We start from the raw sequence: 24,258 nt of genomic DNA, 5'->3' as shown, positions 1-24,258 counted from the left end.
TCATCGGTCATCGGCGGTTCCTCGAATCAGGTTGGTGTCAGCAACCCGACCCTACCGGCGAATCGCCGGTGACCACCGCAAAGCCGTCCGCCCGCTACGCCGCTATTTGAGGGCGCGCCTGCGGACGGCTTTGCTCTACCGAGCTACACCATCACCGGGGAGTACGTCATGCCAAGCTGATGATTGCTTGTGGGTGGAAGTCCCATCCGGCCAAAGCTGAAGCAGGCAGGCCGGGACCGAGTCTAGCGGGCGTCGCGGCAACGCGAGGTCTGAAGTGTAGACAGGAGCCATGCGGGGTGCGGGAATGAGCCTCGAAAGGTGGATGTTCGCGGAGGCCGAGTGCGTTCCCTAGTCACGAAGGCAGCATGAGCATCGTCGTTATAGCGAGACGATGCCGCTCCGTCGGGGTCGAAGGCCGGATCACGCATGGACGGTAGTCATTGGAACATGAGAGGCCCGATCGGGTCCATTGGATTGGTCTCCAATGGGGGACAGCGGCAAGGCACTGCCAGAGCCGTGGTCCGAGCTGAGGTCGGGAGTCGGACTGGTCCATAGTACCTGTGAAGTCGTCGAAGGAAACGAGACGCATGGAGGGAAGGGGCCAGCCCGAGAGGAGCCCGCGCGAGAAGGCCAGGGTCCGGACACAGAGCCGGGTTGCCTTGCCGCCGAACCTCGAGCGGGTGAACGCGGCGGCCAAGCAGGCTGCCCAAACCCGGTTCACGGCCTTGCTGCACCATATCGACGAGGACGCTCTGCTTCGGGCGTTTCGACGGCAAGAGCGGCAGGCCAGCGCGGGGGTCGATGGGGTAACGGTGGCGAAGTACGAAGAGGGGCTAATGGATAACATCCGCGACCTCTGCGGACGAGTCCACGCTGGTCGCTACCGGCCACAGCCGGTGCGGCGAGTCTACATCCCTAAAGCCGATGGCGGTAAGCGGCCTCTCGGTGTGTCGGCGCTAGAGGACAAGATCGTCCAAAGCGCGGTGGCCGAGGTGCTGAGTGCTGTCTACGAGGCCGACTTCCTCGGGTTCTCCTGCGGCTTCCGGCCGGGGCGGAATACTCACATGGCGCTTGATGCCCTGCATACGGCGATCATGAGCCAGCGCGTGAACTGGGTGCTCGATGCCGACATACGCAGCTTCTTCGACTCGGTCGACCACGAGTGGCTGTTCGTCATGGGCTTCGAGAACAAGGCAGATGCGCAGGAAATGCTCTTGGCCCTCAAGGCGCGGCTGGCCAACTTCGGCCTGACGGACAAGACGCGGCTGCTCGAGTTTGGCCGGTTCGCGGCCCTCTTGCGGCAGCGGCGCGGCGAGCGGCGGCCAGAGACCTTCGCCTTCCTCGGCTTCACTCACTACTGCGGGTGGACCAGAGATGGCCGGTTCATCGTGAAGCACAAGACGGAAGGGAAACGCCTGACGCGCGCTAGCTGACGGCGTTGCGCCAGGACGCTTGGCGGCTCATGCACGCGCCACTGCCCACGCAGCACGAGTGGTTCGCCGCCGTTCTGCGCGGACACTACGGCTACTACGGTAGGCCGCACAACTATCCAGCGCTCAACGGCTTCTACCGCGAAGTGCGTCGGACCTGGCTGCGTTGTCTGAGACGGCGCAGCCAGAAAAGTCGGCGCATGGATTGGCTGGAGTTCGAGACCCTGACGGCACGCTTCCGCCTGCCAACTCCGCGCATCACTCGCACATGGGCGCAGGCGCGGATATGACGCGGGTTACTCTCGGGAAGAGCCGGGTGCGGGAAAGCCGCCTGCGCGGATCTGTGAGGGCAAAGCCATATGCCGAGATACTCGACCACGACCTTGCTCCCTCCGCGCGCATTATTCCTTATTCCAGTTTGCGCTAAAGGGGAAGCGAGCATGACAATCCTGAGTTCATAACCAAATGATCATCTACAGCGAGTCCGTACTGATGGCGTGCGAGCATGTCACCCAGGAACGTGACCCTATCGGCGAGATCATGCAGAGCCAGCGCCACGATCTGAACACCGGCGGGGCGGGCCCGTCATCGACGGCTCTCTGGAACGACTGGAAAGCGCGGCGGCGGCTGCGCGGTCGCTGGGCTCGTACTGGTCCAACCCGCTTTCCTGCACGGCGACCCGACGGAGCTCTTCGTCCAGGCGAGAGCCGAGGCCCGCTGCAAGGACGACGGCGCGGTGTGGAAATTCGGGCGTAATGCTAACCTCTGCAATTCCAGGCACGCCGAACAACCAAGATTTCAGTTCCACGTGTTCAGAGTTGCGGACAGACGCCGCAAGCCCTTGTCGAGCGAGTTGAGATCGACGCCGTAGGAGAGTCGGACCCCGGCCGGGTCGCCAAAGGCTGTGCCCGACACTGTCGCGACACCAGCGTCCATCAGCAATACGTTAACGACATCATCGGCGTTGAACTCAGGGCCAGGGCCCTTGATGCACCGCTGCCAGCCTTTTAGATCGAGATAGAAGTGAAATCCGCCGTGGGCAGCAGGTTGGGGGATCGACGTCAACGTTGACAGGATCGAGAGCCCGAGCGTTCGAGCTTCGCCAACCTGACGTTGAAGTTTTTGTTGGAAGGCGTCATCGCCGGATTCCAAATGATGGAGCAGCGCGTGCTGAGCAATGACGTTCGGATTGTGGGTTGTATGGCTTTGTAACGCCTTGACCGCGCTAATAACCGCCTCTGGGCCGGCGAGATAGCCAATTCGCCAGCCGGTCAGGGCCAGCGATTTGGAGAACGAATTGACGATCAGAGTGCGAGCGCGTGCCGGAGGAGCGACCGAGACGATAGGATGGTGGGTATGTGGGGCATGGGCGAAAGCCCCATAGCATTCATCGAACACAATCCAGAGATCCCGCTCGATCGCAAGCTGGGCGATATCAGCAAGAGTATCGCGGTTGTAGATCGTGCCGGTCGGATTGTTCGGCGTGTTGACAACGATCGCTTTAGTCTTTGATGTAACGGCCGCGGCTAGATCTGAAAGCTTCGGCACATAGTTGTTGTCCCTGGTCTCGATGAAGATCGGGGTGCCGCCAGCCAGTAAGGTCTGCGCCGGGAACGCTGTCCAATGTGGGACGGGGATGAGCACCTCGTCCCCGGGATTCAGAAGAATCATTGCCGCATTGAAAAGAGCATGTTTGGAGCCGCCCGTTACTGCGACTTCGTCCGCCGACCACGGTTGATCGGTCTCAGCGGAAATTTTGCGAGCGATTGCATGGCGTAGCTCCGTCGGGTCGCCTGTCTCGAACTCGCGGTTGACATTGCGATTGATCGCGATGACCGTGCCCTCGCGCACCATTGGCGCAAGGTCGCTTCGGATCTCTTCGGCGGTCAAGTCGATGATTTGCTCGCCGCTCGCGGCGGCTGCTTTGGTCGCGGTCCACGCCACGGCAGTGTCCGACGATTTGAACAGGGCCGTTCGTTGCGCCAGCATGTGCGCTCTCCGTCAATCCAACGCGTCATGGTTATTGCTGCGGCGCAGAGCTTGCCCGCGAGCTAGAAAGAAAACCCGTTCATATTGAAGGTGACGGTTCATCGTCCACGTTGGCCGTTTTCGGTGATTGGATGACCGTTGAGACGGTGAGGCGATTGTGGCAGTAACTTTGGTGTGCGGCGGCAGAGCTGTCCCGCCATTTCACGCTATGTCCAATGTAACGGAACCTTGCGCCGTTTGCGCTGGATCGTATGGCAAGCGGTTTCATGGTATAGGTCCTTCAAAATCGTGGCTGTTGTGAGGATGAAAGCCTGAGCATCGTAGCTCAGGCAGATATCGTGCTTCGGCCCGGGCCAGCTCGTTGTATCTTAACAGTTCGAAGATCTCGTCGAGCGTCGCAATATTGGGGCCAATGCTGGCAGTGTTCTCCTCGGTGATGATGCGATGACAGACCTGCCGCATTGCCGCACGCATGGAATGATTAGCCCAGATCACTGTGGAGATGCGGGCTGTGCGATATGCGGAGACTGGTGTTCGATAGTATTTGGTTGGAACCATCACGACCGGTAACCTGTTCTGCGAGGCGCGTGCGAATGCAAGGATCTCGTCCGCGGCGCTTCTTCGCGAGCAAATGAGGATCGCATCGGCTCCCGCGTCGTAATAAGCGTGAGCGCGCAAAATTGCTTCGTCCAATCCATGGCCGCCGATCAGCGCTTCGATCCTGGCCACAAGGACGATGTCTTCCGCGACTGCATCCTTCGTCGACGAGTTGGCTCCAGGACGCTTCGTCGGCGTCACAGTAACCCAGAGAGCGGGCAATCGACAGACGCGATGTCCGGAGACCTTTGAAACCTGCGCGCCCAGCGAGCACGGCGGAAAGGCCGTCCTGCGCTTCCATCAGGATGCAGAACTCGCTGCTGGAGCAGACCTCGCCACGCAACGTTTCAGCAAGTGAGGAATCAGCCGATTGAACAGGGCCGCTGGCGAGGACAGATGGTGATTGGCATTGCATGCCGATTCCTTGTGCGCTTGACCGGCCGACGTTCGTTCAGTGAACGTGACTGTTTCTGTCATCTAGATCAATTGCGAGGGTGGGTAGTTGACGAGGCCACGAACTGTTGGGTCTCGCTGTAGATGCGCAGGAACCCCTCGCTAAGCCCATACGATCACAAGATGTTCGATCGTTGCTGGCGCAAATTGCGCTGATCCTGCAATCCTCCATGCGGCTATGAGACTGTGCGTTGGCACACACTATAAGACCATCGACCGCGTCATCGATGGAGATTCAATCAACTGGCCGGACGCCGCTGCTCAGCTTGGCACGCTCGCCGTGCAAAAAGGTAGTGATAATGTAGGGGGCCGGTTTCGTGAGGTCCGGCTGCCCGGGCCGTATCCCATGGAGATCTTCGCGATGACGGCCTCAGTCTGGTACAGCGCCTCGAACATCCGAGCATACGCCGACGTAACCCCTCTTGCCGCAGCGTAGGGCGAGCAGAGCATGGGATCCGGGTTATCCGGCGGGCCTGCGACCGCGATCCGGCGATCCAGCAGAGACCACGACCCCGACTGACTAGCCAGCCGCGAAGGAAGCTTGCAGCTCTTGCAGAAACAGACGGCGGAATGGCCGGGAGAGGACGCGCACCGGCAGGAAGAAGCCCGGGCCAGCAAGCGGCCCAGCATGCGCCGTCGCGCGAAGGTCCACCGCCGGGCACGACGCAATGGAGGAGGGGATGGTATTGCAGAGTCTGGCGCCAGGTGAAGCCGAGTATGCTGTGTTCACGGCAGCGAATTCTGGTGGCGACGGGATATCATGGCCGACACTCAACCCGATCGTCACGCCCTGCTAATCGATGCGGGCCGTTGGCGCCGTGGTCAACTACCAACGTTAGCAATTGATCCAAGCGACAAAAGCATGTCACCATTCGCTTAAATGAACGTCGGGCTGGTCAATGCAGCTGCAAGGAGTTCGGCATGCACCATCAAGCACAGCCTGCTATCGCCGATCCCTCTGATCGATACGCTCACTCCTTACTTGCAGAAATGCTGTGCGCTGTGATGTGCTCCACGCGCGACCTCTCTTTCCTCACGGAAGCACACGATAGCATCGCCGAGCGTGCAGGCTTCAAAGGCCTCCCAGAATCCAGCGCGTCGATTGCTGCGCTCTCGCCTACCGTGATGCCAAGAAAGCTTCGGGGAGCGCAATCATTGACGTGATCCAACGCATAGCGGACTCGATCGGGCTTCCTTTGCTCCTTGACGGCGGTTCCGGCCTCGGGAATTTCAACAATGCGCGCCTCCTGGCACGTAAACGCCCTCGTCGTGGTGCTGCCGGAGTTGGGCTGGATGACAGCTGCTTTCCGAAAATGAAGTCGTTTGTTGGCGATCGCCCCTCGCCGATATCGGTGAAGCTTCGCAGGGCTGACGCCGAAAAGCTATCGGCCGAAACAAGAAAACATGCATCGGCTGGAATACGGATGACATCGTTATCAGTGCGGGTGCAGAGCAAGGAGTGCTCGACACACTACCTTGACGGTGCTCGACGTGCATCGACTGGGGATTGCGTGCGCTGCCTGCTGCTTCGTGCAGCTTCACAATCACAAATGGAACGCTTTCAAGAGCAGTCGCCTTTTTGATCGAGGTACACAAGAACGACTACGCACTCGTGGGCACCACCCACTCAGTCCGGGCGAGTTCACCGCGGTCCGGCCCGGCGAGTGTCATCGCTTCCGCTCGTTGAGCGAGCTGGTGGAGGCGATCGAGATTTACTCACCGGCAGAGCTCGCCGAGGACATTGTGTCCGCAAGGAAGTCAGGAGGATTTTCGATGGAATACGGTGACGAAATCATGGGCTCCGGCTTGGCGCGCGGGGCTCACGCCCGTGGCGTCAAGATCGCCTTCGGCGACGGTCGCAAGATTATTTGGAACGAGTGCGCCCACTTGATTTTTCGCGGCAATCCAAACGTGGCCGCGCCCGGGCAGGAGCGGGCCGACAACCTCGAGTGGATCGAGCACTATAGCGGCGCGCGCAGATACTACCGGTTCGGTAGCGGCGAGCGCCGGCAAATGATTTTCGCGTCGGGGACGCAACGGCCGGGCGAGCTCTTTTTCGATCCCAGCGAGCTCGAATTCGCCGAGCGCGTCGGCGACGATTTCATCGTAGTAGAGCCCAACACCGTGAACGACGCGCCGAACAAGCAATGGGGCAGGCAGAACAAGCGATGGGGCCTCGATCGCTACCGCGGCGTCGCCCACCTCCTGCGCGATCGCGGCTTCCGGGTCGTGCAATTCGACGCTGGCGCGCAGGCGATCGACGGCATCGAGCGCATCGCCACCCCAAGCTTCCGGACGGCCTGCGCAGTGCTGGCGCGTGCGGCGCTCTACGTCGGGCCCGAGGGCGGCTTGCACCATGCCTGTGCAGCCAGTCCAGTCAACACACCGGCGGTCGTGATCTTCGGCGGCTTTGTGTCGCCGGCGGTGACCGGCTACGCGCAACACGTGAACCTGTTTACCGGCGAAGGTCTAGGCTGCGGCAACCTCGACCCCTGCGAACATTGCCGGGTGTGTATGTCGAAGATCAGCGTCGAGCAGGTCATCGACGCGGCGATGAGCCTTCTAAAATGAACATTTTTGAGGAGCCATGCTCGAGGACAGCCGATACGCAACATGGTTGCGATCGGGCTTCCGCGATGGGCCGGCGGGATTTACGCCATCCTGATGCTGCTGGCCAAGCTCGGTTTACGAGCCGGCGAGGTCGCGATCCTCACCCTGGATCAGATCGACTGTCGATCCGGCGAGATGCCTATTTGCGCCAGGGGGCGGCAGCGAGCACGAATGCCGATGCCTCCAGACGTCGGCGCGTCCGTCGTGACCGACCTGCGTGATACCTGCCCGACGTCATCCAAGCGCCGGCTGTTTCTGCCCACGCCGGTGCCTCGCGTGGGGATTTGCATCGGGTGGCGCGATTACGATGTCCGCCAGGACGGCCTAGGAACGTGCCGGCGTCCGTGGCTCCGCCTCTATCACGGGGCCTATATCTTATTGCGCCGCCTTACCATCGAGCTTCTCGGATTCGACGCGACTCTGTCTGAGATCGGCCGGTTGCTGTGATAAGAGAGCCATGATGCCGCCCGCGTGGATGCGAAGGCGAATATTGAGAGACCTCGCACATTGAGCCTGTCGTGGGCTGCAGGCGTGCAATGACCGCCACTCTGCGACCCGTACTCGGAAGCGGCACTTGCCCTGCCTCCTGCGGCCGCACTGCGGCGCTGGAGTTATCATTATCTGTTCGGGCGATCGCAGTGACCGCCATGCGTCTATCCGAGGCGATTGAGCTTGAGCGTACCGACGGCGATCTCGAGGAAGGCGTACTCGCAGTTCGAGAGAGTGAGTTCGGCAAATCGCGCCTCGCGCCCTTGCATCCGGCGACCCACAGCTGCGCGGAAAGGCGGGATGCTCACCTCGGATCACGCTGCGGTGCGTACTTCTTCGTGGCTGAGCGGCGCAGGCCAGGCCATGAAGCCGAGTAGCAGCCTCGCCGGGCTCATCGAGCGTTACTTACCGAGCGGCTCTTAGGCCAGCACGATGTCCGCGCCAACACGATTGCATCCTACCGAGACACGTTCCGGCTTCTGTTCACGTTTGCACGGATGCGGCTCTGCAAACCGCTATCGAGCCTAGACGATCCGATGCGCCTTTTGTCGACGCGTTCCTTGCCGATCTCGGGACCAATCGAGGCGCCAGCGTCAAGACGCGCAACTTGCGTCTGATTGCCATTCGCTCCTTGCTTGAGGTTTGTGTCTTTCGAGGCGCCCTGCGCACAGGTCCCGATCCAGCGAGTCCTGGGCGATATCAAGCAAGCGTCAGGTGCATTTCCTGACGCAGCCCGAGATCGAGGCGATTCCCGCCGCTCCCGATTGCATGACATGGCTCGGACGCCGTGATCATACTTTCTGCTGCTCGCGGCCCAGACCGGCTCGTGCCTGTCCGAACTGATCAGCGTAGATAACGATGCCGTCCACCCCAGTGTCGGCGCGCATGTGCGGTGTGTCTATTCGCGACAGAATGCTTCGACGCCGACGATCGGCATCGCCCTATTCGACGTCATCGTGGGCATTCGGGAAAGCGAGGATTTTCTCGACCGGCAGGTTCAATTGGAATCGCCCATGCGATCCCCGAAAAATCAGAGACATCGTTCGCACTCGGCGAGAGCGAATATCAGGTGATAAAGGGTGCTAGCCGGCATAGATGTGCTTATTGGTTCATCTTTATCAGACACATGATCGAGCCATCCCCCGCCCAACCTTTCGGGGCAATGAACATTGACAAGGCGGCCTAGCAATGCTGCGATGTCCTCACGATAATTACCGCTCCCTCGCCGCGTTTCCACAGCCAGGCTCTTCAGAGCTTCCGCATGCGGCCAGCTTCGACTCGAACGCCTCCGAACTGAACCGTCCTCACCTATTTCATCAACAATGCGGCCTTGCATGCGGTCGGTTCCAAGCGTCAAAGCCGATGAAACGAGGCGACGAACCTCGCTTTCAAGCGAAACTGATGCCAAGCCTTCATAGCGACGGAGCAGCCATCCCCACTCGAACTGGTGGCCCGGCTCGACACTGCCCGCGCCCGGCGCGGGAATGACTTGCCAGCGATCGTCGAAATACTCTCGTAAGACGCCGCGATCAGACCCTATGAACTTACGGCTCGCAAGTGCTACCAGCGCGCCCGCCCGATCAAGATACCGAGCCTGCGACGTCGCTTCAAATAGCTCAAGATAGGCTTCCAGCAAATGCATGTGAGGGTTTTGCCGCCGCAGACTGTCGGGGCGCGGCAGCGCATCCCAAAAACCACCATGTTGGCGATCCGCTAAACGGTCATCCAGAAAGAGGATTGTTTCCTCGATAGACCTGTAGAACAGATCGTCGGGCGATAGCTTAATCAGCCAAGCTAAGGCAAACAGCACGAATGCATGAGCATAAAGATCGCGTGGAGAGTCCGCAACCGTACCATCTCGGCGGATCGAGAACACCCATCCTGGCTCTCCGTCAACTGCCCAGAAAGATCGTATCATTGATCGGCCAGCGGCCAAGGCGATGTCGCGTCCGTGAAACCAGCCACGTTGGCTCGCCAACGCGTAGACGCTAATCTGGCGGGCCTGCACCATAACCCGCCGGTGCATCGATATCAGTGGACTAGCATCGAAATCGACCGCTTCCTCGAACAGCTTGGCGGAATGATCGAAGCCGATACTTGCCCACAACGGTAAGGCGCGCTGCAAGGCCCAGTTCCGGAATTTTGAGAACTGGTCCATTAAGCGAAACACCGTCCGATGACCAGCTTGATCATCTATATGGATCCTGCTCAGCCAAATAAGTTCTTCACATAGTCGCCAACCGCGCGCTCAAGCGACATAAACTCCGCGTCATCGCCGGCCTGGCGCAAATTATCCAGCGAAGCCTCGGTAAAACTGATACTTGTCTTGCAGGCTGGGGGCATATCGATATACTCAATGTTTCTCTTCATCCTCAGGGGGGCAAAAACGGCCTCGGCTAGGGCTCGAAAAGCGCGGGCCTTTTCCCGTGCCTACGTTGAAGATGCCGTAGCGCCCGCTAGGACCGGGGCCCCAAAGAACCACGGCGATCACATCTTTGATATAGACGAAGTCGCGCCGCTGCTCTCCATCTGCAATAGCCTCCCTGTGGCTCTTGAACAACGAGACAAATCCGCCCGCCGCGACGTCAGGAAATATCTTGGCAACTACTCTCTTCATGCCCCTTTATGATATTCGTTGGGTCCAAATACGTTGAAAAGCGAAACCCGGTGCACCTTGGTGGCAGCGGCCGACCCTTCGCGATTCTGTCTGCAACAACAAGGTCAAACTGGCGCTTGCTCCAGCCATAGAGGTTAAGGGGACGCAATGCCCTAATGGCATCCACTCCTATTATCGTCCGAACACGACTGGTTGCCGTCTCCATAGACCGCGGCCGACGACGCATATTCTCCACGGTACAATAGTCTAACAATTGCAGTGAATAGTCGAAGTTGTTCCGTATCACCTCATCGCCATCGACGGCTGTCGTTGCAGAGATTGCTCCCATGTGAACAATAGCTTCGATGTCTTTTCCGCTATCCAGCCACGCGAATAGCCGCTCCGGGTGAACAAACCCGGCGAATTGGCGTTTTCTAAGATTAAGCCATTTGTCGTCTTTGCCTAGCCAGTCGCAAACGACGATGTCGTTGCGCCCCAGGTCGTTCAAGACAGCAACGATGTTCGAACCAATAAAGCCGGCTGCGCCGGTCACGAGAATCATGTGACTCCTCTCTCGGCAATGGGCGAAAGTCCGACAGCTTGCCGGCCATGATCGCGATCGTACTTGGGATCGGCAGCAACTGACGTGGCCTGTCGCGCAGCGAGCGCACATCTCATATTGCTACTTACGTTTCTGAACCTGCGGCATTTGAGACTATTCCGCCGAGGCCTCTTCTAATGAGCGAGCTCGTCGACTGATGAGGCATAAGCGGCACCAACACCACCTTGCCGCCGAGCGCTTTGACGAACTCCGAACCAACGACCTGGTCCTCGGTATAATCTGCTCCCTTGACTAGGACATCAGGCTGCAGCGCCTCGACAAGCCTGATCGGCGTATCATCCTGAAAACTGACAACCAGATCGACCATGCGCATTTCACCAAGAAGATGGGCACGCGATTCTTCGGTCTGAATGGGTCTCGACGGTCCCTTGAGTCGCTTTACCGAAGCGTCACTGTTAATTGCCACGATCAATTTGTCGCAAGCCTCGGCCGCCTTACTCAGCAGGACAGCATGGCCGGAATGAAGCAGGTCGAAGCATCCGTTTGTAAAGCCTACCGTGAGGCCCTGACGGCGCCATCGCTCGCGTTGATCTAGGGCTTGATGCAACGTGACCAAACCGCCTCGTTCTCCGCGGGGACTTCCCATCTGCTTTTCTAGTGCGGCGTAGAGTTCCGGAAGAGTAACCACCGCCGTGCCGACCTTGCCCACAACGATGCCGGCTGCCGTGTTGGCCAATCGCATGATCTGGCTTACAGGTAGGTTGGCGCCGTAGCCGAGGGCGGTCACAGCAAGAACCGTATCGCCGGCACCGGAAACATCGAAGACGTCTTGAGTCGCCGTCGGAAGATGTAGCACGTGTCCGTCGGGTGAGAAGAACGACAAACCCTGCTCGGAACGAGTCAATAGGATGGAAGCTCCCGTATGTTCAATCGCACGTTTGCCAGCGCGCTCGACCTCCGCGTCAGTTTCGCATGGCATCCGGACAGCATTCATTAGTTCGTCTCGATTTGGCGTGATCAGAGTGGCGCCTCGATAAATCTCAAGCGAGTGACGCTTCGGATCAACTATACTTGGTCTGCCAGCACGCGTGGCACATTCAATGGTCTCTCGAATGACGCGATCCGAGCAAGCACCCTTCGCATAATCAGAGAGGACTACCACGTCAGCCTGCTCGGCGGCATTGCGAGCGGCGCCCACCAAATCCGCCTCAGTCTCGACTTGCACAAAATTCGACAGCTCATGATCGATCCGGACGATCTGATGTGCGCCGCTCGCGACGCGAGTCTTACACGTCGTAGGTCGATCCTTATCCACGACAATATCCGTGCGCACGCCTACCAGCCTTTCAAGCATGTCGAGCAGGCGGGCGCCAGTGCCGTCCGCACCAACAACTCCGACAAGATCTGTTTTGGCTCCGAGGGCCGACAGGTTGGCCGCTACGTTAGCCGCCCCTCCAAGCACGTCACGCTCACTCTGTTGCAAAAGCACTGCAACGGGAGCCTCGGGCGACAATCGCTTCACGAGCCCTTCGAGATAGCGATCAAGGATCAGGTCGCCCACGACGGTAATTCGCAAACCAGAAAAGTCAAAATACATGATATCCGAAGCCACTTCCTTGCAATGGTCCGAGAGATCAGCCAGCCCGACCGGTCTGTTGGTGCGAGCCAGACGCGCCAAGCCGCTCTCCGCAGCAGTGCGCGCCTCTGTACGCGAGCTTGTTCCTCTCTCAGAAACAAGTCTGCCGGCCTCGAGAAGGGCCGCACTGCTCATTCCGCGCGTCCGCGCGCAACCCAACGCTCACTCATTATTGCTGCACCTTGGCAACGGCCGTGCCAGCTCGTCGGTGCGCGTTGAGTGCCTGATTATGCTTCAAAAAGCCTTTAGAGCGCCCGACCACGAACGCTGTTTCAAACCTGACAACTTGGTGCCGCTGTCAAAAACTGAACACTAATCGTGCGCTTGCGCTGCCAGAAGAGCGTACTGTGCTCTTCCGGGCAGCCGAAGGGAACTTGCCAAGCCTATTCCGTGCGGGCCGGATTAGACGAGAGCGACGAGGCAGATCGGGTCGAAAGAGCCAGGACCGTGCGCTAGCGAAATGTGTCGCAGTCGTTGACGATCAAATCATTCGGAGGGCACTGTAAGTTGTGCCGAACGACAGCGAGCGCCAGGAGTTGGCAGGCCTATGACAAAGGTCGTCGACTGCCTGAAAACCGGATGCGGTCTCATGCGTCGATAGTCTCAGTCGCCCGCACTTGCCCGAACGCGGCGTTGGTCCGGCTTATTGCCGTGGCCCCACGGGCTCACGGATAACATCTGCGATTTCTGGCCGCGAGGCCTACGTGAACCTGTGGCGAGGTGCCACAATGTTCCCGCCGGTCAACTACCCACGCTAGTAATTGATCTACGTGATGGCATGTCAATTATTATTCGATGAACATCGGTCCAATCGCAAGGAGTTCGTCATGCAACGTCAGCCACAATTTGTTCTCGCCAGCCAAAGCTCTGATGGATTCGCCTGAGCCGTGGCCTGCAGAAAGTAACGAGCGATGCAGCGCCTCTACGGCGTTGGCGGCGTAGGCGTTGGTGGTGTAGATCATCTTGAGAGGGCGGACACGGAAGTCGTGAATGAGGGCGCTAGACCTGATCTAGAACGACAAACTCCCTGGTACGGCCTGGACAAGCCGCGTCCTTTGGGGCTTGATTCTTAATCTTAAACGCATTTTATCAAACCACCAAGGAGCGCTGGCCGAGATCGCGGTCTATAAGGGGAATTGCGGCTCCTTGCCCGCCTACTAGCCATGGCGTTCGGGCGGCTCCTTTGTCTGCGTGCCTACTTTCGAAGGCTTCGACTCGCGCCAATTCGAAGAGGAATTGGCGTCGACATGCAAAGCCGTCTTGAAGGATACCAGCCTGGAGAAAGCGCGGATCAATGTCGGCGACGATACTGTCTACCCCAAATTGCGCGGTTGTGGCGGGATGAAAAACCCATTTCGCCATTTGACGGCTCAGTGGAATCGGCTCGCCCGATGTTTGCCGTAGAGCTCTATAAGGGCGTGTCATTCAAATACGCGGGTTCGCGACGGGCCCCGCGTCTGCTCCCGCGTGCAAAAAGTTGAAGGTGGATGTTGCGGTCGACCGTGAGAGCGATGCTCTCGGGGACCACAGGTGATCAAGTCGCCAAAGTCGGCGACAAACTGTCCGGTCCGTCGGGACACGCAGCGCTCGTGACTTCGTTCCACGCGACCGATCGTTGCTGCGTTCGCCGCAACCTTCGGAGCATCGGATCGAAACTTGGTCGAAGGCTAGGACACAAACTGACGCGGTGCCCTTGCCGCCGAAAACGCCCGCGCGATCGGGCGACCCCGACAAGGCATATGCGAACAGCAGCGCGACGCCATGATCTTCACGTCATGCAGGCGGATGGGTGGGCGAATTACCAGCACCGGCCGGTCCGCGCCGATAACTCGGGTCAGCGGCCGCTACACGACAGTCGAATTGGCCACCTGGTGGCAAAGACATCCAGTTTGAAAATAATCCCGCCGAATTTGGTATCGGTTTTGGCGGCGGCGAGGCAAGTACAAGAATGTCAAGCGATCGCCTTATCTGTGGTCGAGAGCGGGTGCTGCCATACTGAAGACAGCTCTGAGACAGGCATTGTGCGCCTCAAATATAACTTCATGGATGGCCGCGGAAGGAAGCGCTTTCTTGCCAGGCTAATCAGAATGATCCACCAGCGTGGCCGCAGCCAAATATTGTTGCACGGCAACGACCTCATCGGCAATGTCCTGACCCGCCGCGGAGTTTTCATCCAGCAGCGATTAGAGTCTCGGGGTCTTATGCTGCAGCGTGACCGAGCTGTGGACCACCAAGAACTCGAGTTTTTGCTCCGAGACTTTAACCGCTGCTGGATGAAAAGTTCAGGGTTAGGTCAACTGGCATCGGGCTTGCACGGTCGTGCTCCGGGGGCTTGTGACGTTTTGGAGCAACCATCATGGTCGAATTGGAGATCAGGCGCAGAGCAATTGAGGTTCTTTCCCTTTTGCGGCCCGTCTCAGTCATCGGACACGAGAAGGCCCGGCGCGGTGACAGCGGAGACGGCGGTTATGTTGTTCTTGATGACTTTAGGCCGGAACAGCCAGTCTATTCTCTTGGTGTCGGGCAATCCTGCTCATTTGATCTAGCATTCGCAGAACGCGGCCACATCGTTTATATGTATGATGGCACGGTTGAAGGACCGACAAAATGCCATCCGAATTTTCGATTTCATAAACGGATGATAGATACCGGCGAAGGAAGCTTGGCAAACATTATCACCAAGAACGGCCACAGCGACCGCGATGACTTGTTCATGCAAATGGACGTCGAGCATGACGAATACGAAGTAATTCCTGCCACGCCGCCAAACGTACTGGATCAATTCAAGCAGATCGTGATCGAGATTCACTGGCTACCGCACTTGGTACTGTATGACGTCTTCGAAAAGATGCTTGCTACGCTAAAGTCGCTCCGACGATCGCATGACGTGATCCACGTTCACGCCAACAACTACGGAAAGACAGAGGAAATAGAAGGTGTACACGTCATTGCAACGGCAGAAGTTACGCTTGTGCGACGAAAAGATTATTTGACCGTTCCATGTCTTCAATCATTCCCGACAAGGCTCGACACTCCGAATAATCCGCGCGAGCCAGACGTCAAGATGGGAAGAATCGGCATTAAGCCCGCCGATAAATGGTGCGTTCATTACGCGCCACTTATATTCTAGGCGTGCCGGCCCGTCTTGCTATGCATCCCTACGGCACGCGATAAGTACTGACCTCCCCCTGAGTATTTCCTCGACATGGAGTTAGAGGCACGAGGTATTCGGTCTCGATCGCCTGACCTCTGCCGCGTAGCGTTTTGACTGACGATCATGCACCGATTCCATCCAAATGGAGGAGAAGCCAGGATCTACGTCGGCCTCGATGTTTCCCTGAATTCCATTGCGATGTGTGGTGGACGAGACCCGAAGACTTATCCGGGAGGGAACGACGTTGGCGGACGATGGGCGGCGGCGTAGAGACGCCCGCCGCAGGGTGTGGGACGGTCGAGTTCGTATAACTGTCGTGGCGTCCGCCCTCCGGGCGGGTGACTACGCCGAAGAGCTTGAACCGACTATTCAATCTGATCTTATCATGTGGCGCCTTTGCTGATTGCGGTTCGAGTATTACTTTGGCACACCGATCCCAGCCATGCCGCAAGATCGCGGGCCTTGCGAAACTGTAGCCGCATTGCCGATTGCGGCAAGCATAGCAATCGGACCTGATGCGCCGCTACCAGGTAGCTGTCATTTCTTTCCAACGATGATTTTAGCTTTTCCGCGCGCAGGCTCGAGAGCTGCCTCCCACTTCAGATGCTCATTTGTCCCCGGTATCGGTTCTTTGTTCTTGAGATAGAATTCGTCACGAAGGACGAACAGCGCGACTTCCGCATCGTGCTCGATCGAGCCCTGATTTCCTTGGGGGCGGTCGGCGCGCTGCGGCCATTTCTCGTCCCTTTAGTCCGGCAGAGTCGAAGGACGAGAGCGCCTCGTAGAACTGCACTTGACCGACGGCCATCGCCTGGTGTTCCGAGACTTCGGACTCGCGGACAGCGCCCGCGATCCTACTTGGGATCCGCCTGGAGAGGCTCCTGGCACTCGCTGCAGGCGCTGAGGTCTGGGTGAAGCTGTCGGGATCGGGCGCGGTCCAGATGATTGGGCGAAGGCAGCGTAGAGTAGGCTGCTGGAGGAACTTGCGCCGGAACAGCTGCTCTGGGGCTCGGAGTGGCCCCACGTGATGGCCGCACACGCCTATGCGCCACCCCGATGCACAGACGCTGGCGTGGCTTGAGGAACTCGTGCCAGACGCGGGCGCGAGAGGACGGATCCTTGGCGAGACTCCGGCTGCCTTATACGGCTTCCGAAACTGAGAAAGACTGGCTGAACTTGCGGATTGTTGCCTGGACGCAGGAGCCTGCGGCTGGACCGTGCCCTCCGGTCCCTTCGGCGGCAATTTCGCCCAACTTGCCGAATTGAAGCGAATCAATCCGCAGCTTCGAATCCTGATTTCGTTGGGCAGCTGGAGCGGATTGAAATATTTCTCGGCTGCTGCTGCCGCGCCAACCGGCATTGGCCACGCGGCAGTCGGCGAGCTGTCGAGCCGTTCGAGCAAATCCACCGCGCCACCACAGGGGTCTCGGCTCCGAAATCGATGGTAATGTTTTTGCGTAAGGCCGAGATCTCCGGAGAGTTCGTTCTGCGCGAACTGTTCTGCCTCGATGGCTTGGCAAGCTTGTTGCTCCGCAGCTTGTGCCACGATGCCCCTTCCTGCAACCGCCGATTTGCGCGAATTGGATTCGAGGAATGAGGGCGGTGAGAGCCGCATCTTGCTCAGGTCGCGGCTGCACAAGAACGGCGAGTGAGCAAGGAGTCTTGCTCGGTCCGCCGGGCGGGGCTCCATTTTGCGAGCATCAGGCTTGGCGAATGTATCGCCGAGACCGAGCCTATCGAGACATAAGCGAATTTGCGCGGCAGAAAGCATGCCCTACGACTTTCTCCATCGCACGCCGTTCTCAGATGTCCAATCCAAGCTAGCTCGCTGCCTTGATCTTTGCCGCTTTCGCAACTGCTTCATGCCTATAAGTGCTGGTCCAGCAGTTGCAAGCGTTACGCCGCCTCAAGTCGTCTTGCTGATGTGCCCGCGGAGATCGTCACGACCATCCCAACGACCACACCGATGCGCTCCTGCGTCAGGTCCATCGCGCATCCATGTCAGCCGCGGGAAAGCCCTAAGCGTGAGCGCCAGAAATCACCCAGACCAGCTTTCAAGAGTTACGGAAGAGGCCAGAAAAATGGATGGGGAGTAACTGCGTATCGGGCTGTGCCTATCTAGCGGCCTCTCTTTGCGGGCCGTTTCAGGAACTCATCAGGCTCAACCTCGAGCTTGTCGGCAAGGCGACCGATGATTTTGATACTGACGTAGTACTCGCCCTTTTCAAGCTGGCTCAAATAGCCCCGGCTTATCTTGGCCTCGAAGGCAAGCTCGTCTTGGGACCATCCCCTCGCATTGCGCAGACGGCGCAAATTGGTGGCAAATGTCTCCCGCAAATCCATGCGGGAAAGGATGCCGCTTGCTCAATATACTGCACCTCGATATACTTGACAAACTGCCGTCTCATGAACGTTGTGAACGGAAACTGCTCCAACCTGCTGCGCATGCGTAAGATCATTCGGACGCTACCGCTCAATCCTCGCTGATTGTGCTCCGGCTAGTTCAGTGCTCACTGCCCATGATGAGCAGCTTCTGGTGACGTACTGGCGAGTTCTTGATGCGGAAGCCGATGGCCCCGAGCAGAAAGAGGTTGCTCGGATCATGCCGCACATCCATCCGGATCCTCGGGTCAGTGCGCGGCTCGCGAACCGCTCGTTAGCTATTTGGCGGGGCGTAAAATGGGTGGCCAACCGAGATTATCACAGCCTGCTTCGCGGCGGCGCGACCAAATAGGAAAATTGGCCACGTGAAGTTCGAAATTGAGAAGAAATTCTCGACAGCCGGCTGAGCTGCGCAGCCAATCATCGATGAGCGAGCACGCAACGAGGTTGTCCGCCAAACGGCCGCCTCGATCGCTCCCGGCAGGCCGTTGATCGCGCTCCGAGCGATATGGACTGTCATCAAATCCACAGTGGCCAAAATCGGACCGAGCGAAATGGAGACAGCGATGAGGCAGGGGCGTCAGGATCTCCGATCGCAGCCTCCAATCGAGGTTTAGGCGGGAAGTTCCCCCTGATCGCAACCGTCGGGCGGTACTAAGGTGCCATGAATGCGGCTACCATCGCTTCGATTTAGATAGAGGTTTTTCAGTTTGGTAGGAGTTCCAGGCAGTGCCGACCGATCCGAAGATCGCAGATTTGGCGCCCAGCGCGCCCGAGCTCACGCCATACGACGAGCAGCACGCCGTTACCTATATGCGCCTTCTCGATGCTGAAGCCGATAACGCTGATTGGCCCGAAGTCGCGCGCATTGTGCTTGGTATTGATCCGACCCTTGAGCCGGATCGCGCGCGCCGTGCTTTCGACAGTCATTTGGCTCGCGCCAAGTGGGCGGCGCGTCATGGCTATCGTGATCTCCTGCGCCGCGGGTCGCCGAAAGGAGGAGAGTGAAGGCATCTGATCTGCACGTGACTCCTTTCAAATCGCAAAAGTGGATCGTTCCATCGTGTAAGTGCATCAGTATTGAACAATTGCCTGAGCACAACCAGAAATCGTCACATTTGTCAGGCTGCAATTGCCTTTGCGTGCGTGTGCGCTTAAGGACATGGGAAAACAGCAGGATGCCAGGTGCCGACTGGAGATCAGAGAGCGCATACCATGCGGCCAAGACAGCAGATACTGTCGACATCGCCTGGGAGTGGCTGCGCCGCGATCGCGAGTATCAACAAGACTTTAGGGCCCTGGTCAGCAGCGAACATTCCAGCGCGACGGCGGATCACTTCCGTCGGAAGTGGGGGCTGACGTTTTGCGGCTGATCCGCAAAACACGTTCGACGAGCAAGCCGTTTTCTGGGCGCCCGAAGCGCTGTCGACCGTGCTGCCCGTTCGCGCGGCTATTGGCCCGGCGGCGTCCAAACGGTATAAGCTTGATTTCAGCAAAGTAGCGGGCAGCGAGCTTCGTCGTGCGTCAGATGGATGGCATGCCATCGTGCCGCTCGGTGGAGCGAAGCATCGCCTTTGGTTAAAGGAACTTCCGTCGAGCGGCTCATTGGTGGCCGTTGACCTGCCTCTCGACCACAACTGCGACATTCGTCCGCAGGCAGCACGCAGATTTTGGCTGGCGCTCGAACACCGCGCCATCGGGCCACCTCCTCTTGCTCTATCGATTCAGGCCCGGCATCGGCTCATCCTCGCTCTGCGTGCAGTCGATGCGTGGCTGGAAGGGAACAGTTATCGCAAAATCGCGCAAGGCCTGTTTGGCGAGTCTCGTATCCCCGATCGAGCTTGGAAAACACACGATCTGCGCAGCCGGACCATCCGCCTGGTCCAGATGGGGTTGCGTCTCATGCGGGGTGGCTATCGCGCGTTGCTCCGTCGCAATGGCAAGGACGACGCTTCCTGAGCTCTTCGCCGATCTTAGTCGTGCTGAAGTCCTGGCACCGAGGTGATCGGCTCCACCAATTCTGGGAGGAGATTGCGGGGCTCAGGTCAGTTAGAAGTTCGTCGAGGCTCATCCATTGGAATGAGGCCTCATCTATCAGGCTGGCAGGAAGGGGCCTGTGCCAAGAGCCAACCAATATGCGAACGGAAGGTTGGTCCGGCTGAATCGGACTTTGCTGGCTCTGCCCGACGGTGCCTATCCGGCCGGCTTGCATCATCTTGACCAAGCCAGTGTCATGGCCTCAGCCGGGCAGGCGGATCATGCCGCTGCCGCCACGCTGAAAACCCCCGCCAATGACGGAAATGATCCGAACGCTTACAGACAGCAGTGTTTCCTGGATCCCGTACGCCGCACCGCGCGGGCGGAGCAATCCTGCCGTGAAGGCAGGCAACGACAGGCGAACAGCCAGAAATGGAGCCGGCGGTGAAAGCTGTGATCCTCGCGGGTGGCTTTGGATCCCGAATCTCCGAGGAAACGCACCTCCGGCCCAAGCCCATGATAGAGATCGGCGGCAAGCCGATTCTGTGGCACATCCTCAAAATCTACTCGCACTATGGCATCAACGATTTCGTGATCTGCTGCGGCTACAAGGGCTATCTGATCAAGGAATACTTCGCCAACTACTTCCTGCACGTGTCGGATGTTACCTTCGACATGACAAGTAACCGCATGGAGGTCCACCAGCATCATGCCGAACCTTGGAAGGTGACGCTCGTCGATACTGGCGAGAATACGATGACTGGCGGTCGGCTCAAGCGAGTTGCCAATTACCTGACTGATGAGGACGCCTTCTGCTTGACCTATGGCGACGGTGTGGGAGACATCGATATAACTGCGTTGATCGCCTTCCACCGTCGTCAGGGCACGCTCGCCACTCTAACCGCCACCTATCCGCCTAGCCGTTTCGGCGCCTTCGAAATTTGTAGTGATCACCGTGTCGCCAGTTTCAAGGAAAAGCCTCGGGGCGATGGGGAAATGATCAATGCCGGTTTCTTCGTGCTTTCCCCGAAAGTAATTGACCTGTTGGCAGATGACTCCACTGTCTGGGAGCGCGAGCCACTCATGGTGTTGGCCGAGCAGCAACAGCTTTCGGCCTATCAGCACCATGGCTTCTGGCAGCCTATGGATACTCTGCGTGAGAAGACGTTCCTCGAAGCGCTCTGGGGCGAGGGCAAGGCGCCGTGGAAGGTATGGGAGAGATGAACGATTCTGGGCGCGCAAGCGCGTCTTTTTCACGGGGTACGCGCGCTTCAGGGGCGCAGAGCTCGCAGTTTGGCCGCAACATCTCGGCGCGCGGGGGGCCGGCTACGCGGCTCTGCCGTGCCGCACGCCCAGCCTGTTTGAAATTGCCCGGGTCGCGGCTGGCATGGACTCGATTCTGCGCGACATGACCAACGACGATCATTTGGCCAGCACCCTTCGTAGCGCTGCGCCCGATATCGCTATCCACGCGGTCACATAACGCCGTGATGCAGATCCAGACCGGTCTCGAGGCTCCGCCCGAGCTTCGTGCCGAGTTGGGCCACCGCGTCTTCTACGGCAATTCGCCGTGTTCATCATTCGACCTGATGGGCCATAGCAATTTCTGTCTTTAGGATGCGGCATGGAAAAGGTATTGGTGACCGGCGCACGAGGTTTCATCGGATCGCAGCTTTGCAAAAGGCTCGCGGGCTCGAGCGTCGAATTGCACGCGGTCTCGCGCCAGCCCCCGCTCGACGTACCGGCCTGGTGGCAATCAATCGATGGAGATGTCAGCCACACCGGACGCGCCACCGCTATTCGTTGGTGGAACGTCAATCTGATTGACCTGCAAGCAACGCGAGAACTGATCCGGACTGTCCGGCCTGACACGATCTATCACCTCGCAGGTCTGGTGACGGGTTCGCGCAGCTTCGAAATGGTGCTGCCGATCCTGCAAAATAACTTCCTCACCGCATTCAATCTACTCCTGGTCACCGCTGAAAGCGGCGCCGGCCGGACCGTGATCGCGGGCTCCGTTGAAGAGCCGGATAACCCCGATCCCATACCCGGCTCTCCCTATGCGGCGGCAAAGGGGGCTACGTCCGGGTATGCTCGGATGTTCGAGGCGCTGTACCGGACCGAGGTCGTCATCGCAAAGATCGCCATGGTCTACGGCCCGGCGCAGGCGGACCTCACCAAACTGGTCCCCTACGTTATCACGACCTTTTTGCGCGGTGAGCGTGCCAAGCTGGGCAGCGGCATCCGGCCGGTTGATTGGATTTACGTCGATGACGTGGTCGATGGCCTTATGGCATGTGCCCACGCATCTGGCGCCCAGGGCCGCGTGATAGATCTCGGATGGGGCGAGGTGTGCACTATCCGGGAGGTCGTACAGCAGTTAAGAGAATTGATTCCCGGTGCGCCCGAACCGCTTTTCGGGGCCGTTCCCGATCGACCGCTCGAGCGGGTCTTGATAGCCGATGTTGGCGCTACCCGCGAATTGATCGGCTGGAACCCGTCGACAAGGTTGCAGGCGGGCCTGCGCCGTACAGTGGAATGGTATCAATCCCGACCCGTGGCATGACCGGACTGCGGGGTCCGGGCGTCACCCGTTGCTCGATGACCACGAACGCGTGGCTCCTGTGCGCCTCGTCCCGACAATAATGGTGCGCTGCGGCTTGTGTGTCACCACGCGCCGCGCGTTTCCAAAGTGCCTCATCATGAGGGGACCTCGCAAAATGCCGGGCTCGGATCACGCAATCGCGACAGCTCCAACAGCACTGGAATTGAGCGCCGCCGGGCGCATCGATATCGGGTTTAGATCATTGTTCAATCAGGTATTGCGGAGAATCTGTATAGGCAAGGCATGGGCCGCCGGACAAGGTGACCAAGAACGTCTTCGTCGCTATCCAGGCGGCAAAGCTCCAAAGTCGGCGCCTCGTCTCGGTTTAAACGCATCACATCCCAAACGCCACCGAGCGGATCACTTGAAAGATGAACTCGCGACATGATGGTGTATCATTCGAGGTGCTTCGATCATTTGGGACGTGCGTGGACAAGTCCCGCGTCCAGGGCGATCCGCGCGGCGGACTCAAGCCGGGCAAAGGGGATGTCGGCCCGCACCGCCATTTCCAACAGGCCATGGTCGCCATCTGCAAGGTTGAGCAACCACAACAGGTCCATCTGCGTGGCGCCGCCCGCCTCGCGTTGCCCAGCGATCGTTCTGTAGAGACCGCGTCTTCCAAGCTGAGGCTCACATCGACCGTCGACGCGCTCGTACGTGCAGTCCGCATCAAGCAGATCCAAGACCGTCTCTATGAGCGAGTAAGATTGATGGAGAGCGTCCGGCCTTACGAAATCCAGATTGTCTGCCGACGTATGGTATTCGGGGAAAGCACCATGTACGCCGCGCATAAGGCAGCCGACCGGCAGATTGAAAGCAGGCGAACAAAACTGCCGCTCGTCATATCCGTAAGGAGCGAACGGCATTATTTCGTGGCGGAGGCTGGAATGCCTGAGGACATGTGCCACGGCCCGATCGATCATCGCTCCCTGGCGGCTCTGCTTATAGTGAAATGGCCCGTTATCACCCAAGCATGTCAGCACGAGGCCATGCTTGATGTTCGCCAATACCGCCTCGTTGCGAGCAAGCCAGGTGATGGCTCCGATCGTCGCTGGAATGAAAAGAAATCGATACCCTAGCCGTCGCTTTTGCCGCGCCTGCCGCATGGCCAGAGCGGTCATGACCGCGATTCCCGAGAGATTGTCATTTGCGAGGCTAGGATGACAGATATGGCTGCTGAGCAAGACTTCGTTCGGCGTCTCGCCGGGAATGAAACACTCACCAAACGTCAGTGAACCAGGCGAGATATCGCTGTTAATCTCGACATGATAGGCGTCATCATTCATGGTCTGCCAAAGATGATGAGACAGGCAGAAGCCCCAATCGTCGGCGTGATAGCCGGTCCTATATGGAATAAGATCCGGCTGATCAGGCAGTGTGTGGATGTGCCTGGCGAGTTCGGCACGCGAGAACACTCCCTGCACCGGCCTGCTATATCCCAGAACGTGAAGATTGTTGCTGGCAAAATCGACCAGGCATTTTCTGCCCAGTGTGGAGATCGAGCCGCCCCGAATATTCCACTCCATCGGAACGTGCCAGTCGAAGACAGAAGTTCCCGTTGGGACTTCATTGATCTCGAGATCAATGTGGTGGGCAATGATGCTCAGTGTCTTGCGAACTCCAGAGCCGGTTTGACTGCGGTTGATCGGAAACATCTCGCGGACCAGTTGATATAGGTCAATCGCTGGCTTCCTATCCGTTTCCTTGACGTCGATCTTCATTAGCATGTCGTTTCTGTCGGGATCACTACAGATCGCGATCTGCAAGCGATGGCCAAG

General features: G+C 58.6%; 17 protein-coding genes and 2 pseudogenes. 10 read left to right on the top strand and 9 right to left on the bottom strand.

Translation table 11 applies throughout. The features are described from left to right. Positions 1-659: 659 nt before the first annotated feature. Positions 660-1,433, top strand: coding sequence for a reverse transcriptase domain-containing protein (locus FBZ93_RS38355; protein WP_246667820.1), 774 nt, complete (start codon positions 660-662; stop codon positions 1,431-1,433). 795 nt (positions 1,434-2,228) lie between these two features. Here FBZ93_RS38355 and FBZ93_RS38350 read toward each other — a convergent pair. The 3 genes and pseudogenes from FBZ93_RS38350 to FBZ93_RS41595 all read right to left on the bottom strand — a co-directional run. After that, positions 2,229-3,419 (bottom strand): pyridoxal phosphate-dependent aminotransferase, encoded by a 1,191-nt coding sequence (locus tag FBZ93_RS38350; protein WP_146992800.1) that lies wholly within the window; start codon positions 3,417-3,419, stop codon positions 2,229-2,231. 264 nt (positions 3,420-3,683) lie between these two features. Next, positions 3,684-4,426, bottom strand: a pseudogene (locus FBZ93_RS38345) (isocitrate lyase/phosphoenolpyruvate mutase family protein). A 566-nt stretch (positions 4,427-4,992) separates the two neighbouring features. Then, positions 4,993-5,176 (bottom strand): annotated as a pseudogene (locus FBZ93_RS41595) (transposase); the annotation flags it as partial. A 769-nt stretch (positions 5,177-5,945) separates the two neighbouring features. On the opposite strand from FBZ93_RS41595, the gene FBZ93_RS38335 reads away from it, so the two are divergent. Both FBZ93_RS38335 and FBZ93_RS38330 read left to right on the top strand, forming a co-directional pair. After that, entirely contained in the window at positions 5,946-7,040 is a 1,095-nt protein-coding gene (locus tag FBZ93_RS38335; RefSeq protein WP_146992798.1) for a hypothetical protein, read from the top strand. A 42-nt stretch (positions 7,041-7,082) separates the two neighbouring features. Beyond that, complete coding sequence (locus FBZ93_RS38330) at positions 7,083-7,526, top strand: hypothetical protein (RefSeq protein WP_146992796.1); 444 nt, start codon at positions 7,083-7,085, stop codon at positions 7,524-7,526. A gap of 1,072 nt (positions 7,527-8,598) precedes the next feature. Here FBZ93_RS38330 and FBZ93_RS38320 read toward each other — a convergent pair. From FBZ93_RS38320 to FBZ93_RS40980, 4 genes are all read right to left on the bottom strand, one after another. Beyond that, positions 8,599-9,726, bottom strand: a complete 1,128-nt coding sequence (locus tag FBZ93_RS38320; RefSeq protein WP_146992794.1) for an AGE family epimerase/isomerase — start codon at positions 9,724-9,726, stop codon at positions 8,599-8,601. Between the two features lie 427 nt (positions 9,727-10,153). Further along, complete coding sequence (locus FBZ93_RS38315) at positions 10,154-10,726, bottom strand: NAD-dependent epimerase/dehydratase family protein (RefSeq protein ID WP_167529427.1); 573 nt, start codon at positions 10,724-10,726, stop codon at positions 10,154-10,156. A gap of 124 nt (positions 10,727-10,850) precedes the next feature. Then, a complete protein-coding gene (gene rfaE1, locus FBZ93_RS38310) occupies positions 10,851-12,404 on the bottom strand; it encodes a D-glycero-beta-D-manno-heptose-7-phosphate kinase (RefSeq protein WP_246667819.1) in 1,554 nt (517 codons plus the stop codon). Positions 12,405-13,150: 746 nt separating this feature from the next. After that, complete coding sequence (locus FBZ93_RS40980; protein WP_167529426.1) at positions 13,151-13,324, bottom strand: hypothetical protein; 174 nt, start codon at positions 13,322-13,324, stop codon at positions 13,151-13,153. A 1,394-nt stretch (positions 13,325-14,718) separates the two neighbouring features. Here FBZ93_RS40980 and FBZ93_RS38305 point away from each other — a divergent pair. Then, a complete protein-coding gene (locus tag FBZ93_RS38305; protein WP_146992789.1) occupies positions 14,719-15,492 on the top strand; it encodes an FkbM family methyltransferase in 774 nt (257 codons plus the stop codon). 2,142 nt (positions 15,493-17,634) lie between these two features. On the opposite strand, the gene FBZ93_RS38290 is transcribed toward FBZ93_RS38305, so the two are convergent. Next, positions 17,635-17,859 carry a helix-turn-helix domain-containing protein gene (locus tag FBZ93_RS38290; RefSeq protein WP_146992786.1) on the bottom strand — a complete coding sequence of 75 codons (225 nt, stop codon included), beginning with the start codon at positions 17,857-17,859 and terminating at the stop codon, positions 17,635-17,637. Between the two features lie 163 nt (positions 17,860-18,022). Between FBZ93_RS38290 and FBZ93_RS38285 the strand changes: the two genes are divergently transcribed. From FBZ93_RS38285 to FBZ93_RS38260, 6 genes are all read left to right on the top strand, one after another. Beyond that, positions 18,023-18,250 carry a DUF2285 domain-containing protein gene (locus FBZ93_RS38285; RefSeq protein ID WP_246667818.1) on the top strand — a complete coding sequence of 76 codons (228 nt, stop codon included), beginning with the start codon at positions 18,023-18,025 and terminating at the stop codon, positions 18,248-18,250. A 377-nt stretch (positions 18,251-18,627) separates the two neighbouring features. Continuing rightward, positions 18,628-18,906: a DNA -binding domain-containing protein gene (locus FBZ93_RS38280; protein WP_146992782.1), complete on the top strand. Its 279-nt coding sequence runs from the start codon at positions 18,628-18,630 to the stop codon at positions 18,904-18,906. A 170-nt stretch (positions 18,907-19,076) separates the two neighbouring features. Continuing rightward, positions 19,077-19,271, top strand: coding sequence for a transcriptional regulator domain-containing protein (locus tag FBZ93_RS42075; RefSeq protein ID WP_433995482.1), 195 nt, complete (start codon positions 19,077-19,079; stop codon positions 19,269-19,271). A 58-nt stretch (positions 19,272-19,329) separates the two neighbouring features. Continuing rightward, positions 19,330-19,857: a DUF2285 domain-containing protein gene (locus FBZ93_RS38275; RefSeq protein WP_246667817.1), complete on the top strand. Its 528-nt coding sequence runs from the start codon at positions 19,330-19,332 to the stop codon at positions 19,855-19,857. A gap of 462 nt (positions 19,858-20,319) precedes the next feature. Beyond that, the gene (gene rfbF / locus FBZ93_RS38265; RefSeq protein ID WP_146992776.1) at positions 20,320-21,099 is read left to right on the top strand and encodes a glucose-1-phosphate cytidylyltransferase; all 780 of its coding nucleotides are present in this window, start codon (positions 20,320-20,322) and stop codon (positions 21,097-21,099) included. Between the two features lie 400 nt (positions 21,100-21,499). After that, entirely contained in the window at positions 21,500-22,441 is a 942-nt protein-coding gene (locus FBZ93_RS38260) for an NAD-dependent epimerase/dehydratase family protein (protein WP_146992774.1), read from the top strand. Positions 22,442-22,893: 452 nt separating this feature from the next. On the opposite strand, the gene FBZ93_RS38255 is transcribed toward FBZ93_RS38260, so the two are convergent. Beyond that, on the bottom strand, positions 22,894-24,201 hold the full coding sequence (locus tag FBZ93_RS38255) for a DUF4910 domain-containing protein (RefSeq protein ID WP_433995480.1): 1,308 nt from the start codon (positions 24,199-24,201) through the stop codon (positions 22,894-22,896). Positions 24,202-24,258 lie beyond the last annotated feature (57 nt).

It is taken from the genome of Bradyrhizobium macuxiense (assembly GCF_007993935.1).
In the GTDB taxonomy this organism is placed as follows: Bacteria; Pseudomonadota; Alphaproteobacteria; order Rhizobiales; family Xanthobacteraceae; genus Bradyrhizobium; species Bradyrhizobium macuxiense_A.
This window is presented reverse-complemented; position numbering and strand designations above follow the sequence as displayed.